The sequence below is a fragment of the Actinacidiphila sp. bgisy145 genome (assembly GCF_057708125.1).
Map to the genome: position 1 here is coordinate 142,016 of NZ_JBYIRL010000013.1, position 14,369 is coordinate 156,384.

The following is a 14,369-nucleotide window of genomic DNA, read 5'->3' on the forward strand; positions in this document are numbered from 1 at the left end:
CATTGCGTATTCGGTATGGAGAATGTCCGCTCAATCGAGTGGCGCCTCGTCGGCACGCTTGCCGCCGGTACGGGTGGCGGGAATGCCCGCGCCGGCCGCGACCGCGTTCTTGCCGCCCCCGCTGCCGGGTGCCTCGAACGACTCCAACGCCTCCAGCACGTCCTGGACACGGGAGATCTCCGCGTTGATGTCCTCCCGGCGGCGCACCAGGACTTCCAGCTCTCGTCTGCCCTCGGACACGATCCGCTCGGCCTCGGCACGGGCCTCGCTCCTGACCCGCTCCGCCTCGCGTTCGGCCGCGGCCTTCTTCGCCTCCGCCTCCTTGAGCAGGCCCTCGACCTTCTTCACCGCGGCGATCCGCACCTTGCTCGCCTCGGACGTCGCGGTGCTCTTGATCTCGGCGGCCTTCGCTTCCGCTTCCCCCAACTGCTCGGTCGCGGCGGCCACCAGCTTGTCGACGCGCTCCCCGACCACCTTCATGGCCTCGGCGGCCTCCTTGCGGGCCCGCTCGTGCAGCTCCTCCACCTCGGACTCCACCCGCTGCCGCAACTCGGCGGTGCGGTTACGGGTGTTGGTGGCGTCGTTGCGCGCCTCGGCCAACAGGTTATCGGCGTCGGTACGGGCCCGCTCCACCATCGCGTTGCCCTCGTTGGTGGCGTCGGCGACGATCCGCTCCGCCTCGCCGCGGGCGGCGCCCACCATCGCGTCGGCATGCTGCTCCGCCGCGGCCTGCGTCTTGACCGCCTCCGCCTGCGCCTTGCCGATCAACTCGTCGGCCTGCTCGGCGGCTTCGCTGCGCCGCTTGTTCGCCGCCTCGCGCGCCTCGTCCAGCACCCGCTGCGCCTGCGCACGCGAGTCCTCGGCGTTCTGCTCGGCGCTCGCCAGCGCCTCCCGGGCCTGGGCGCCGAGGCGTTCGGCCTCCTCCCGGGCCTTGCCGACCAGCTGGTCGGCCTGGTTCGCCGCGTCGGTGCGCATCCGGTTCGCGTCACCGCGGGCCTCCGACCGCAGCCGGTCGGCCTCCTCGATCGCCTCGCCGACGGTGCGTTCGGCCAGCGCGCGGGCCGCGTCGGCCTCCTCGTTCGCCTCCCGGCGCACCCGTGCGGCGTCCTCACCGGCGCGCTCCCGCTCGGAGTTGGCGTCGGCGTGCAGCCGGTCCGCCTCGCCCTGCGCCTCGGCCCGCAGCCGCTGCGCGGCGTGCTCCGCGGCCGACCGCAGCCCGGCGATCTCCTCCTCGGCCTCCTGCCGCAGCCCCGCGACCGAGTCGCGCACCTGCTGCGCGGTGCTCTCGGCCGCACCCACCAGCTCCGCGGCCCGCTGCTCCGCCTCGGCGACCAGCCGGTCCGCCTCGGTACCGGCGTCCTCCACCCGCTTGCGGGCCGCGGCGAGCAACTCCTCGCTCTCCCGGCGGGCCTGGGTGCGCTCCTGCTCGGCCTCGGTGCGGGCAGCGCCCAGCACCTCCTCGGCCTCCCTGCGGCGGCGGGCCGCCTCCTCCTGCGCGGCGCTCAGCGCCTCGGCGGCCTCCACCCCGATCCGCTCGGCCGCGGCCGCGGCCTCCGCGCGCAGCCGGTCCGCGGTCTCCTGCGCCTCGGTCCTGCGCTGCTCGGCGTCGGCGGCCGCGTCGGCCTGCAGGCGTACGGCGACGGACTCGCCCTCCGCGCGGGTCTGCGCCGCGTCCGAGGCCGCCTCGTCGCGCAGGCGCACCGCCTCCGCCTCGGCCTGCTCCTGGAGCGCGCGCACCCGCTCGGCGGTCTCCGCCCGCAGCCGCTCGGCCTCCTCGGCGGCCTCCGCGCGCAGCCGGTCGGCCTCCGCCGCCGCCTCGCGCAGCGCCTCCTCGGCCGCGGCCACCCGCGCCTCGGCCTCCGTGCGCAGCCGGGTCAGGTCCTCCTCGGCCTCCGCGTGCAGCCGGGCCGCGGCCGCCTCGGCCTCGGTACGGGCGTCGGCGAGGGTCTGCTCGGCCGCCGCCCTGGCCGCCTCGGCCTGGCGGACCGACTCCGCGTGCAGCTCCTCGGCCTCCTCGCGGGCCTGCCGCAGCGCCTCCTCGGCCTTGGCGTTCAGCGCCGAGGCCCGCTCCACGGACTCGGTGCGCATCCGGTCGGCCTCGGTGGCCGCGCTCTGGCGCACCTCGTCGCCGTCGGCCTTGGCCTTGGCGAGCAGCTCCTCGGCCTTGCTCGCCGCCTCCTCGATCTGTCCGACCGCCTCGCGCCGCGCCTCGCCGCGGATGCGCTCGCCCTCGGCGACCGCGTCGGCCCGCAGCTGCTCGGCCTCGCCGCGCAGCCGCCGGGCCTCCTCCTGGAGCTCGACGGTCCTGGCGCGGTACTCCTCGGTGTCGTCCTGCGCGGCGCCGCGCAGCTCCTGCGCGGACGCCTCCGCCTCGGCCCGCAGCCGCTCGGCCTCCGCGTCGGCCTCGCGCCGGATGCGCTCGGCCTCCTCGGCGGCGGCCTTCGTGGCGGAGCGGGCGTCCTCCGATGCCTTGGTGAGGATCTCCTCGGCGGACCGGGCCGCCTGGGCGAGCTGCGCGGCCGCGTCCTCGGTGGCCTTGGCGCGGGCGCTCTCCTGCGTCTCGGTCCTGATCCGGTCGGCCTCGGCGCGGGCGTCGGCGATGGTCTGCTCGGCCTCCGCCTTGGCCGCCTCGGCTTCCTTGGTGGCCTCGGCGACCATGCGGGCGATCTCGGCGCGCGCGGTCTTGGTGCGCTGCTCGTTCTCCGTCTCGGTGGCCGCCAGCCGCTTCGCGGCCCCTGCCGCGGCCTCCTCGCGCAGCTTCTCGGCCTCGGCGCGGGCCTGCCGCAGCGTCTCCTCGGCGCTGCGGGCCCGCTCGTCGGCGAGCCGGGACAGCTCGGTGGCGCGCGAGCGCGCCTCGTCGGACTCGCTGCGGGAGGTGGTGCGCAACTGCTCGGCCTCGCTGGCCGCCTCGGCGGCCTGCGCGGTGGCGCCGGCCACCAGCCGCTCGGCGTCCGCGCGCGCCCGGCGCAGCAGCTGCTCGGCCTCGGCGCGGGCCGTCTCGGCCTCCCCGGCCAGCCGCTGGGCGGTCTGCTCGGTGATCCGGGCGGCCTCCGCGCGGGCGGCGGAAAGGGCCGCCTCGGCCTCCGCGCGGGTCTCGTCCATCAGCCGCCGGGCCTGCGACTCGCTGCGGGCGCGCAGCTGCTCGGCCCAGGCCACGTTCTCGTTGACGTGGGTCTCGACGGTGGCGCGCCGCTCGGCCAGCTCCTCGTCGAGCTGGCGGCGGCGGGCGATCGCCTCGGCGTGCCAGTCGGACTCGAACCGCGCCTGGTGCTCGGCCTGCTCCTGGAGCAGCCGCTGGGTCTGGGCGCGGGCCTCGCGCAGCTCCCGCTCGGCGTCGGCCCGCAGCTGGTCGGCCTGGATCTGGGCGTTGCGCAGCAGCTGGTCGGCCTGGTGGCCGATGTTGTCGTAGGCGGGACGGGAGGCGAGGTTGCGGCGCGCCTCGTGCAGCTTGGCGCGCAGCACCTCGACCTGGTAGCCGAGGTCGTCGGCGTGATCGACGGCCTTGCCGCGCTCGGTACGCAGCCGGTCCATCTCGGCGTCGAGTCGAGAGAGCTGGTCGTCAGCCCGGTAGCTGTCGTTGCCCCGCACTCCGCGGTCCCATCGGTCTCCTGGCGTCCTCACCCGCCAACCGGGTGAGATTCTCCGCAGCTCCGTTTCGAAAGAACGGAGCCGTACGGAGAATGGTGTCAGATCAGCGTCGCGGAGCGGGAGCGTACCCAGGAGCGTGCTCCCGGCCGCCCACCCCGGTCGGCCTCCGGTCACTCTACCGGGCGGCACCGGGGTTGGGTCAGTGGTCTCGGGCCTGTTCGGCGGTCCGCAGGCGGGATCGCTAGTGCTCGTCGTGGGCCGCGGGGGTGCCCGGGGCAGAGGTGACCAGCTCGGTGAGGACCCCGTGGCAGTCCTTCGGGTGCAGGAAGGTGATCCGCGAGCCGGAGGTGCCGTGCCGCGGCTCCTTGTAGAGCACGCGGACGCCCTTGTCGCGGACGGCCTCGGAGTCGGTGTCGACGTCGTCGGTGCCGAAGGCGATGTGGTGCACGCCCTCGCCGTTCTTCGCCAGCCACTTCCCGACCGCGGAATCCTCCCGGGTCGGCTCCAGCAGTTGCAGGTAGGAGGCCCCTCCGTCGTCCGTCCCACTGATCCTGATCATGGCCTCGCGAACGCCCTGCTCCTCGTTGACCTCGGTGTGCTCCACCTCGAAGCCATAGGTGGCACGGTAGAACTCGACGGTCGCGTCCAGGTCGAAACAGGCGATCCCGATGTGGTCGATGCGCGTCAGCATGCGACCAGTTGACCGTACGCGCGCATGGTCACGCAACGTGCGCGCCATCACACGTTCCGCCTCGTGACCCGGAGGCTACCGCTCAGTACATTGACGGTAACCCTCGTTAACCTCTCTTCTGTCGAAGGGGCCGCACCATGAGCAGTCAGGAAGCCCGCACCTCCGTGATCGTCGCCGGCGCCCGCACCCCGATGGGGCGGCTGCTCGGCAGCCTGCGCGCCTTCTCCGGCGCGGAGCTCGGCGGCATCGCGATCAAGGCCGCGCTGGACCGGGCCGGCATCGCCGGCGACCAGGTCGAGTACGTGATCATGGGGCAGGTGCTCCAGGCCGGCGCCGGCCAGATCCCGGCCCGGCAGGCGGCGGTCAAGGGCGGCATCCCGATGAGCGTGCCCGCGCTCACGGTGAACAAGGTGTGCCTGTCGGGCCTGGACGCGATCGCGCTGGCCGACCAGCTGATCCGGGCCGGCGAGTTCGACGTCGTGGTGGCCGGCGGCCAGGAGTCGATGACCAACGCGCCGCACCTGCTGCCCAAGTCCCGCGAGGGCCACAAGTACGGCGCGATCGAGATGCTCGACTCCATGGCGTACGACGGGCTGACCGACGCCTACGACGAGATCGCGATGGGCGCCTCCACCGAGCGGCACAACACCCGGCTGGGCATCGAGCGCGCCCCGCAGGACGAGTTCGCCGCGCTGTCGCACCAGCGGGCCGCGGCCGCCCGGAAGAACGGCCTGTTCGACGCGGAGATCACCCCGGTGGAGATCCCGCAGCGCAAGGGCGAGCCGGTGGTCTTCTCGCAGGACGAGGGCATCCGCCCGGAGACCACCGCGGAGTCGCTGAGCCGGCTGCGGCCCGCCTTCGCCGGCGCCGACGGGGCCGGCACCATCACCGCCGGCACCTCCTCGCAGATCTCCGACGGGGCCGCCGCGGTCGTCGTGATGAGCCGCGCCAGGGCCGAGGAGCTGGGGCTGCCCTGGATCGCGGAGATCGGCGCGCACGGCAACGTGGCGGGGCCGGACAACTCGCTCCAGTCCCAGCCCTCCCACGCGATCGAGCACGCCCTCGGCAAGGCCGGGCTGACCGTCGCCGACCTCGACCTCATCGAGATCAACGAAGCGTTCGCCGCCGTGGCCGTGCAGTCCATGAAGGACCTGGGCGTGACACCGGAAAAGGTGAACGTCAACGGCGGCGCGATCGCGCTGGGCCACCCCATCGGCATGTCCGGCGCCCGTATCGTGCTGCACCTGGCACTCGAACTGAAGCGGCGCGGCGGCGGCACCGGTGCGGCGGCCCTGTGCGGCGGCGGCGGGCAGGGCGACGCCCTGATCATCCGGGTGCCGGGCAACTGACGTCGCACGGGGCGCCGCGGGGCGCGCCGGGTCGAGAGGGAGAGCACGCGCGGTGAGCCACGGACGGGACGTCGGGACGCTGGTCGAGCAGGCACGGGCGGGGCGGCCGCGCGCGGTGGCGCGGCTGATCTCGCTGGTGGAGGGCGACTCCCCGCAGCTGCGCGAGGTGATGGCCGCGCTCGCCCCGCTCACCGGCGGCGCCTACGTCGTCGGGCTGACCGGCTCGCCCGGCGTCGGCAAGTCCACCACGACCTCGGCACTGGTCAGCGCGTACCGCAGGTCCGGCCGCCGGGTCGGCGTGCTCGCGGTGGACCCGTCCTCGCCGTTCTCCGGCGGCGCCCTGCTCGGCGACCGGGTGCGGATGTCCGAGCACGCCTCCGACCCCGGCGTCTACATCCGCTCGATGGCCACCCGCGGCCACCTCGGCGGCCTGGCCTGGGCCGCCCCGCAGGCCATCCGGGTGCTGGACGCCGCCGGGTGCGACGTGGTGCTGGTGGAGACCGTCGGCGTCGGCCAGTCCGAGGTCGAGATCGCCGCCCAGGCCGACACCTCCGTGGTGCTGCTCGCCCCCGGCATGGGCGACGGCATCCAGGCCGCCAAGGCCGGCATCCTGGAGATCGGCGACGTGTACGTGGTGAACAAGGCCGACCGCGACGGCGCCGACGCCACCGCCCGCGAGCTGAACCACATGCTGGGCCTGGGCGAGGCCCGCGCGCCCGGCGACTGGCGGCCGCCGATCGTCCGGACCGTCGCCAGCCGCGGCGAGGGCGTCGACGAACTCCTCGACGCGCTCGACAAGCACCGCGGCTGGGCCGAGGAGCACGGCACGCTGGCCGACCGGCGCCTCGAGCGCGCCGCCCGCGAGATCGAGACCATCGCGGTGACCGCGCTGCGCCGCCGCATCGGCACCCTGCACGGCGACGCCCGCCTCTCCGCCCTCGCCGCGAAGGTCACCGACGGCGCCCTGGACCCTTACGCGGCGGCGGACGACCTCGTCGCGGGCCTCACCGAGGCGTAGCGAAACGCCTGTACGCGCGGAAGCTTACGCCCGTAAGGTCACGGATGGTACGGCTACCGGCCGTACGCTTGCGGCCGTAGCTGTACGCCTGTAAGTTCACGCGGGTTCGCCCTGCGGGGCGGATGCCTCCACCGGCGGGACGGTCCGGCGCACCGCCCGCAGCACCAGCAGCACCCCCGCCGTCCCGACCAGCCCGCCGCCGCAGACCACCGCGTACGGCGGCAGCGCCTCGGCGACGGCGCCCGCGGCGGTCATCCCGACCCCCTGAAGGGTCATCAGCCCGGTGCCCAGCAGCGTCATGGCGCGGCCGCGCATCTGCGGGGGCACCGCCTCCACGAACCACCGGTCCATGCCCAGCGCGTAGGCCCCGCACAGCCCGGTGACCATCAGCAGCCCGACCGCCACCGGCAGCGGCGGGTGGAACGCGAACGCGGCCAGCGGCAGCAGGGCGACGCCCGCCAGCGGCACCGTGATCCGGTCCCTGGTCGCCGGGCCGAGCAGCGAACCGGCCACCATCTGCCCGACGACGGTCCCGACGGGCATCGCCGCCAGGAAGATGCCGTAGCCGACCGAGCCGGCCCCGGCGTCGGACGCGAACGGCACCGCCACGCCCTCGGCGACCCCGAAGAACATCGGCGGCACCCACCACATCAGCAGCAGCGCCCTGATCCGCGGGTGCGACAACAGCCGGCCGCTGGCGGCGAGCGACTCGCGCATCAGCGCCGTGCCCGGGCCGCCGCGCGCGGGCCGGCGCAGCGTGCCGAACCGCAGCAGCAGCGCCGAGCACAGGAACGTGCACACCGTCACATAGAGCGTCTCGCGCGGGGACAGCCACGCCACGACCGCGCCGGCCACCCCGAAGCCGACGATCTGCGAGGACTGGGAGACCATCGAGATCAGCGAGCGGCCCAGCACGAACAGGTCCCCGGTCAGGATCTCCGACAGGCTCGCGCCGCGGGTGCCGGTGAACAGCGGCGAGATGATCGAGACGCCCATCCGCAGCACCAGCAGCGCGGCGACCGGCATCCCCGGGATCACCATCAGCCCGACGCAGGACGCCGACAGCAGGTCGCAGGTGACCAGCACCCGGCGGGCCGGGGCGCGGTCGGTGATGCCCGACAGCAGCAGCCCGCTCAGCGCGTACGGCAGCGTGGTCAGCGCGAAGACCAGCGCGGTCAGCAGCGCCGAGCCGGTCTGCCGGAACACCAGGACCGCCAGGGCCACTTCGCAGAAGACGGTGCCGAGCATGGAGAGCACATGGGCGGCGAACATCGCCCGGAACTCCCGGACCGCGAACACCGCGCCGTAGCCGGCGCTTTCGTTCTCCCGCTCCGTGGTGCCGGAGGAGTGGCCCGAGTCCGCCGACGGGGAGGGATGCTCCCCGTGCGACGGGTGCTCGCTGTCCGTTGTCATGACATCACACTGGTGGCAGGGGCCCCACCCGTCGTAGTCTTTCGGCTGCTGCCGAATCTTGGGGGGTGTGGTGTCGTCGCGCCTGCGGTTCACCGCCGACGAACTGCTGCGCTGCCGCTTCGCGATCTCGCCGCTGCGCGAGGTGCAGGGAGCGATCCGGACCCTCTCCCACCCCGACCGCAACGGCTACCACCTGCCGTGGCTGCGCCAGGTCCGCACGGCAGTCGCGGGCCTGGATCTGAGCGCGTTCCGGCTGCTCGCCCCGGTGGGCGGCCACGGCCCGGGCTTCCTCCACCCGGTGCCGGCACTGCCGTTGGCCGCGCTGGAGGACGAGACCGCCGCGATCAGGGCCACCGGCCCCGACCTCGCCCGGCAGCAGATCGCCGAGGCGCTGGCCCAGACCCCGGGCGCGGCCGGCACCCGGCGCGGCCGCGCCATGCTCGCCGACCCGGCCGGCACCGTGGGGCAGTTGGCGGCGCTCTACGAACACGTGTGGACCGCGCTGCTCGCGCCGCACTGGCCGCGGCTGCGGGCCGTCCTGGAGGCCGATGTCGCCTACCACGCACGGCGGTTGACCGACGGCGGCATGCAGCGGCTGTTCACCGGGCTGCACCCGCTGCTCAGCTGGTCGGACGGGGCGCTGGCGGTGGGCGGGGCGCTGCCCGAGACACGGCAGCCGGCGACCGAGGGCGGCCTGGTGCTGGTGCCGAGCGTCTTCTTCTGGCCCGAGGCGGGCAGCGCGTTCGACCCGCCGTGGCAGCCGACCGTGGTGTATCCCGCCCGCGGGGTCGGCGGCCTGTGGGCGCGCAGCGGGCCCAGCGCGTCCGCCGCGCTGGTCCGGCTGCTGGGCGCCAACCGGGCGGCGATCCTCACCGGGCTCGACGCCCCGACCACCACCACCGCCCTCGCCCACCGGCACGAGTTGGCGATGTCCTCGGTCTCCGCCCATCTGGCGGTGCTGCGTGACGCCGGGCTGCTCAGATCCCGCCGCTACGGCCACCAGGTGCTCTACGAGCGCACCCCGCTGGGCATCGCGATGGCGACCGGCGGCCTGCTGTAGACGTACGCCTGCCCGCACCCGTACCCGTACCGCCCGGCGTACGACCGGGCCGTACGTACGGCGGGTCCCGCCGCGCCCTCACTGCGCGAGGAAGCGCTCCACCGTCTCCACCTTGGAGGTGAGCCCGTCGGTCACCGAGGGCCGGATGTCGGCCTTGAGCACCAGGGACACCCGGGGCGCGCGGGCCTCGACGGCGGCCACCGCGCGCCGCACCACGTCCATCACTTCCTCCCACTCGCCCTCGATCGAGGTGAACATCGCGTCGGTGCGGTTCGGCAGCCCGGACTCGCGGACCACGCGCACCGCGTCCGCGACGTACTCCCCGACGTCCTCGCCGACGCCGAGCGGGGTCACGGAGAAGGCGACGATCACGCGGAGGTCACCGCCTCGGCGTCCGAGGCGTCGGACGCGTCCGGGCCGGCCGCGCCCTGCTGCTGCGCGGCCCGGGCCACCGCCACCGCGCGCTCGCTCTCCTTCGCGAGCATCCGCTCCGCGAAGAACCCGCCGGTCGGCAGCACCGACAGCACCAGGTAGAGCGCCGAGCGGCCCAGCGGCCAGCGGGCCCGGTTCCAGGCGTCGGCCCAGAACAGCACGTAGATGATGAAGAGGATGCCGTGCACCATGCCCATCACGGGCACGGCGTTGAAGTCCGTGGTGCTCTTGAGCACCACGCACACCAGCAGGATCACGAAGGACGCCGCCTCCGGGGCGGAGATCAGGCGCAGCCTGCGCAGAGCGGCGGCGGTCTTGAGTTCCACGGGAACCTCGCTGTCGGGACGGTCGTGCGGGGCCGCCGCCGGGCGGCCGGGGCGGATGCGTAGCTCTTGTGAAGGCGATCACAAAGGCGTTTCCATTATCACCGGACCGTATCGATGACCGGTGGCCGGGGTCGGCAACCGTACGGCGGGCGATAACGTCCCAGTCCAGGGAGCGCGGCCGGGCCGGAGCCCCGGCGCACCGCCCGGGCGGCCCTCCTGCCTGGACCTTTCCGCCCACCTTCCGTTGCCGAGCGACGACCCACGGGGACCGACACCGATGAGCAGAGACTGGAATCGCAGGCACTGCGCCAGCAAGGGACACATCACCTACGCACCCGACGAGCCGGCCTTGCGCGAACTGCTCCAGGCGCCGACCGCGCTGGGCACCGTGTGGCGCTGCCTGCGCTGCGGGGACTTCGTCCTCGGCGAGCCGCACGGCTCCGGGCCGGCCGACCGGGCGCCGCTGGTGCCGCGCGGCCGGGCGCTGCGCGACCTGTTCATCCTGCGCTTCCTCGCCGTCGAGCGGGTGCTGCGCGGGGTGCTGGTGATCCTGGCCGCCTGGGCGGTGTGGAAGTTCTCCAACTCCCAGGACGCGGTGCGCCGCCTCTTCGAGCAGGACCTCACCGTCTTCCGCCCGGTCGCGAACCACTTCGGCTACGACCTGGACCACTCGCCGGTCGTCGACACCATCCAGAAGACCTTCGACTACAAGAAGTCGACGCTGCACGTGGTGGCCGGCGGTCTGCTCGGCTACGCGCTGATCGAGACGGTCGAGGGGGTCGGGCTGTGGTTCGGCAAGCGCTGGGCGGAGTACCTGGCGGTGGTCGCCACCGCCGCCTTCCTGCCGATCGAGGTCTACGAACTGACCGAGAAGATGAGCTGGTTCAAGGTCGGCACCCTGGCGCTGAACATCGTCGCGGTCCTCTACATCCTCGTCGGCAAGCGGCTGTTCGGGCTGCGCGGCGGCCACGCGGCGTTCGAGGCGTCCCGGCGCGAGGAGTCGCTGCTGGAGGTCGAGGCGGCGGCCGGCGCGGTCGACACCGCGGGCACTCCCGCGGGCAACCCCGCCCGTACGCCCGCCGCCAGGGCCGGTGCCGGGCTGCCGGGCGGCGCCGCCAAGCCGCCGCTGCCGGTCCGGCACCCCGGCGCCTCCCCGGGCCCGGCCTCGGCTTCCTCGCCTTCCCCGGCCTCGCCGGCCTCGTCGGCCGATACCGTGTGAGCCATGGCGAACTTCCGGCTCCAGGGCACCCGTGTGCTCGCCGTGGACCTGGCGGGTGAGGCGGTCAAGGCGAAGAACGGCGCCATGGTCGCCTACGACGGCGAGATGACCTTCAAGAAGATGACCGGCGGCGGCGAGGGCCTGCGCGGCCTGATGACCCGCCGGATCACCGGCGAGTCGATGGCCGTCATGGAGGTCAAGGGCCACGGCACCTGCTACTTCGCCGACCGGGCCACCGAGATCAACCTGGTGCGGCTGGGCGGCGAGAAGCTCTACGTCGAGGCGTCCAACCTCCTGGTCACCGAGCCGTCGCTGCGCACCGGCACCACCTTCACCGGGCTGCGCGGCGCCTCCCAGGGCAACGGCCTGTTCACCACCACCGTCGAGGGCACCGGGCAGGCCGCCATCCTGTCCGACGGGCCCGCGATCGTGCTGCGGGTCACCGCGCAGACCCCGCTCGTGGTGGACCCCGGCGCGTACGTCGCCCACACCGGCGGCCTGCGCCAGCAGCTCCAGACGGCGGTCGGCTGGCGCACCCTGGTCGGGGAGGGCTCCGGCGAGAGCTTCCAGCTCCGCTTCGAGGGCGAGGGCCTGGTCTACGTGCAGCCCAGCGAACGCGACACCGTGGGAGGGCAGCTGTAGTGCCGTTCACCCGGATCAACTCCAAGATGGTCGAGGCGGCCGTGGCGCCCGGGCAGCGGCTGTTCAGCCAGCGCGGCGCCATGCTCGCCTACCGCGGCCAGGTCACCTTCACCCCCAGCATCGTCGGCGGCCAGGGCGGGGTCATGTCGATGATCGGCCGCCGCGTCGCGGGCGAGGCGACCCCGCTGATGACCGTCGAGGGCTCGGGCTCGGTGATGTTCGGGCACGGCGGCCACCACATCCACACCGTGGACCTCGCCGGCGAGACGCTCTACGTGGAGGCCGACCGGCTGCTCGCCTTCGACGGCTCGCTCCAGCAGGGCACCATGTTCATGGGCTCGCAGGGCGGCGTGATGGGCGTGATACGCGGCCAGGTCACCGGGCAGGGCCTGTTCACCACCACGCTGGCGGGCAAGGGCTCGGTGGCGTTCATGGCGCACGGCGGCGTCATCGAGCTGCCGATCACCGCGCGCGGCCCGGTCCACGTCGACCCGCAGGCGTACGTCGCGCACCGCGGCGACGTCCGCAACAAGCTCACCGCGGCGATCGGCTGGCGGGAGATGGTCGGCCGCGGCTCGGGCGAGGCGTTCCAACTGGAGCTGTCCGGCAGCGGAACGGTCTACGTGCAGGCGTCGGAGGAGAAACTGTGAGCTACCCGCCCCCGCCCCCCTCGCCCCCGTCCCGGCCGCCGCTGCCGGGCACACCGCCGTCCGGGCCGGTCGTCCACGACGCGTGGACGCTGCCCTCCGGCGACAACGTCAACCCCTATGCCTTCAGCGTGGCCCTGGACGGCCAGTGGTTCCTGCAGAAGGGGAAGATGATCGCCTACTACGGGCAGATCGACTTCCAGGGGATCGGTGCCGGGCCGCTCGACCACCTCATCGCGGCGAACTTCCACTCCCCGACGCACGCCGCGGACTGGGTCGTCGCCCAGGGCCGCGGCAAGATGCTGCTCGCCGACCGGTCGTACGACATCAACTCCTACGACCTGGACAACGGCAACCTCACCATCCGCTCGGGCAACCTGCTCGCCTTCCAGCCCGGGCTGTCGCTGAAGCAGTCGATCATCCCCGGCTTCCTCACCCTGATCGGCACCGGCACGTTCGTGGCCGCCTCCAACGGCGCCGTGCACTTCGTGGAGCCGCCGATCCGGGTGGACCCGCAGGCGCTCGTCGGCTGGGCCGACTGCCCCTCGCCCTGCCACCACTACGACCACGCGTACCTGCGCGGCGTGCTCGGCGGCATCCGGGCGCTCACCGGGATCGGCGGCGCCTCGGGCGAGGAGCACCAGTACGAGTTCGTCGGCGCCGGGCAGGTGCTGCTCCAGTCCACCGAGTCGGTGCTCGCGCAGCGCGCGACCGGCGCGGAACCGGCGCCCGGCACGTAACCCGCACGCCCCCGGGCTCGTTCCACAGGGTGACCGGGCGGCTACCCTGGCAGCCGTCGCGGGGTGCGATCCCCGGTAACATGGCGGCATGGAGACCGAGACCGAGGATGCCCCCACCACCTGGCTCAGCGAGGCAGAACAGAGCGCCTGGCGACTCCACTTGGACGTCAGCCGCCTGCTGATGCACCAACTCGAGCGCGACCTCCAGCCGTTCGGCCTGACCAACAACGACTACGAGATCCTGGTCAACCTCTCCGAGGCCCCCGACCGGCGGATGCGGATGAGCGACCTGGCGAAGTCCACGCTCCAGTCGAAGAGCCGGCTCTCCCACCAGATCACCAGGATGGAGAGCACCGGGCTGGTGCGCCGGGAGGACTGCGAGTCCGACCGCCGCGGGCTGTACGCGGTCCTCACCGACCAGGGCTGGGAGACCATGAGCGAGGTGGCCCCGCGCCATGTCTCCTCGGTCCGCCGGCACTTCATCGACATGCTGACGCCCGGGTCGCTGACCGCCTACCGCGAGGCGCTCCAGCCGGTGGCCGACCACCTGCGGGCCGAGCGCCCCCGGTAGCCGGGCGGCGGGGAAAGCGCCCACACGATGGACACTTGTGCCCAGTATGTGACCGGCGGGTAGGCTCGGGGCCGTGCCAAAGCCGTTGAGCCTGCCCTTCGACCCCATCGCCCGCGCCGACGAGCTGTGGACGCGGCACTGGGGCGGTGTGCCCTCGATGTCCGCGATCACCTCCATCATGCGCGCCCAGCAGATCCTGCTCGGCCAGGTCGACGCGGTGGTCAAGCCGTACGGCCTCACCTTCGCCCGCTACGAGGCGCTGGTGCTGCTCACCTTCTCCCAGGAGGGCGAGCTGCCGATGTCCAAGATCGGCGAGCGGCTGATGGTCCACCCGACCTCGGTGACGAACACCGTCGACCGCCTGGTCTCGGCGGGTCTGGTCGCCAAGCGCCCCAACCCCAACGACGGGCGCGGCACGCTGGCCTCCATCACCCCCAAGGGCCGCGAGATCGTCGAGGCGGCCACCCGCGACCTGATGGCCATGGACTTCGGCCTGGGCGTGTACGACAAGGAGGAGTGCGGCGAGATCTTCGCGCTCCTGCGCCCCTTGCGGATAGCGGCAGGGGACTTCGAGGGCTGACGCCCGAGCAGCCGGAGTGGAAGGCCGACGGAGGAGGTCTTCCGCGGAGGCTGCGAGCAGGAGGACCGAGTGGGGTGAGGTGTGGGCTGACGC

The 14,369-nt window shown here is 73.7% G+C and carries 13 protein-coding genes and 1 pseudogene; 9 read left to right on the forward strand and 5 right to left on the reverse strand.

All coding sequences use genetic code 11. From position 1 onward, the window contains the following. Positions 1 to 30: 30 nt before the first annotated feature. Both scy and mce read right to left on the reverse strand, forming a co-directional pair. Positions 31 to 3,588 (reverse strand): polarized growth protein Scy, encoded by a 3,558-nt coding sequence (gene scy / locus AC3ERT_RS14505; protein WP_435174410.1) that lies wholly within the window; start codon positions 3,586 to 3,588, stop codon positions 31 to 33. Between the two features lie 241 nt (positions 3,589 to 3,829). After that, positions 3,830 to 4,279 carry a methylmalonyl-CoA epimerase gene (gene mce / locus AC3ERT_RS14510; RefSeq protein WP_335974682.1) on the reverse strand — a complete coding sequence of 150 codons (450 nt, stop codon included), beginning with the start codon at positions 4,277 to 4,279 and terminating at the stop codon, positions 3,830 to 3,832. Positions 4,280 to 4,416: 137 nt separating this feature from the next. On the opposite strand from mce, the gene AC3ERT_RS14515 reads away from it, so the two are divergent. Continuing rightward, positions 4,417 to 5,628: an acetyl-CoA C-acetyltransferase gene (locus AC3ERT_RS14515; RefSeq protein ID WP_335974677.1), complete on the forward strand. Its 1,212-nt coding sequence runs from the start codon at positions 4,417 to 4,419 to the stop codon at positions 5,626 to 5,628. Positions 5,629 to 5,680: 52 nt separating this feature from the next. After that, entirely contained in the window at positions 5,681 to 6,646 is a 966-nt protein-coding gene (meaB, locus tag AC3ERT_RS14520) for a methylmalonyl Co-A mutase-associated GTPase MeaB (RefSeq protein WP_435174412.1), read from the forward strand. Positions 6,647 to 6,742: 96 nt separating this feature from the next. Here meaB and AC3ERT_RS14525 read toward each other — a convergent pair whose 3' ends face one another. Beyond that, positions 6,743 to 8,059, reverse strand: coding sequence for an MFS transporter (locus AC3ERT_RS14525; RefSeq protein ID WP_335974670.1), 1,317 nt, complete (start codon positions 8,057 to 8,059; stop codon positions 6,743 to 6,745). A 70-nt stretch (positions 8,060 to 8,129) separates the two neighbouring features. On the opposite strand from AC3ERT_RS14525, the gene AC3ERT_RS14530 reads away from it, so the two are divergent. Then, a complete protein-coding gene (locus tag AC3ERT_RS14530; RefSeq protein ID WP_335975242.1) occupies positions 8,130 to 9,119 on the forward strand; it encodes an ArsR/SmtB family transcription factor in 990 nt (329 codons plus the stop codon). A gap of 78 nt (positions 9,120 to 9,197) precedes the next feature. Here AC3ERT_RS14530 and AC3ERT_RS14535 read toward each other — a convergent pair whose 3' ends face one another. Both AC3ERT_RS14535 and AC3ERT_RS14540 read right to left on the reverse strand, forming a co-directional pair. After that, positions 9,198 to 9,491 (reverse strand): MTH1187 family thiamine-binding protein, encoded by a 294-nt coding sequence (locus AC3ERT_RS14535; protein ID WP_335974666.1) that lies wholly within the window; start codon positions 9,489 to 9,491, stop codon positions 9,198 to 9,200. Next, a complete protein-coding gene (locus tag AC3ERT_RS14540) occupies positions 9,488 to 9,877 on the reverse strand; it encodes a DUF3817 domain-containing protein (protein ID WP_335974660.1) in 390 nt (129 codons plus the stop codon). Before AC3ERT_RS14540 ends, AC3ERT_RS14535 begins: the two co-directional genes overlap by 4 nt. Before the next feature lie 277 nt (positions 9,878 to 10,154). Between AC3ERT_RS14540 and AC3ERT_RS14545 the strand changes: the two are divergent. The 6 genes and pseudogenes from AC3ERT_RS14545 to AC3ERT_RS14570 all read left to right on the forward strand — a co-directional run. After that, positions 10,155 to 10,907 (forward strand): annotated as a pseudogene (locus AC3ERT_RS14545) (DUF2127 domain-containing protein); the annotation flags it as partial. Between the two features lie 192 nt (positions 10,908 to 11,099). After that, positions 11,100 to 11,738: an AIM24 family protein gene (locus AC3ERT_RS14550; protein ID WP_335974656.1), complete on the forward strand. Its 639-nt coding sequence runs from the start codon at positions 11,100 to 11,102 to the stop codon at positions 11,736 to 11,738. Beyond that, positions 11,738 to 12,388, forward strand: a complete 651-nt coding sequence (locus AC3ERT_RS14555; protein ID WP_335974653.1) for an AIM24 family protein — start codon at positions 11,738 to 11,740, stop codon at positions 12,386 to 12,388. The genes AC3ERT_RS14550 and AC3ERT_RS14555 overlap by 1 nt, the downstream gene beginning before the upstream one ends. Before the next feature lie 41 nt (positions 12,389 to 12,429). Continuing rightward, positions 12,430 to 13,125, forward strand: a complete 696-nt coding sequence (locus AC3ERT_RS14560; RefSeq protein ID WP_335975238.1) for an AIM24 family protein — start codon at positions 12,430 to 12,432, stop codon at positions 13,123 to 13,125. Positions 13,126 to 13,213: 88 nt separating this feature from the next. After that, positions 13,214 to 13,696, forward strand: coding sequence for a MarR family winged helix-turn-helix transcriptional regulator (locus tag AC3ERT_RS14565; RefSeq protein WP_335974652.1), 483 nt, complete (start codon positions 13,214 to 13,216; stop codon positions 13,694 to 13,696). Positions 13,697 to 13,769: 73 nt separating this feature from the next. Then, positions 13,770 to 14,276 carry a MarR family winged helix-turn-helix transcriptional regulator gene (locus tag AC3ERT_RS14570; RefSeq protein WP_335974648.1) on the forward strand — a complete coding sequence of 169 codons (507 nt, stop codon included), beginning with the start codon at positions 13,770 to 13,772 and terminating at the stop codon, positions 14,274 to 14,276. The last annotated feature ends 93 nt before the right edge of the window (positions 14,277 to 14,369 follow it).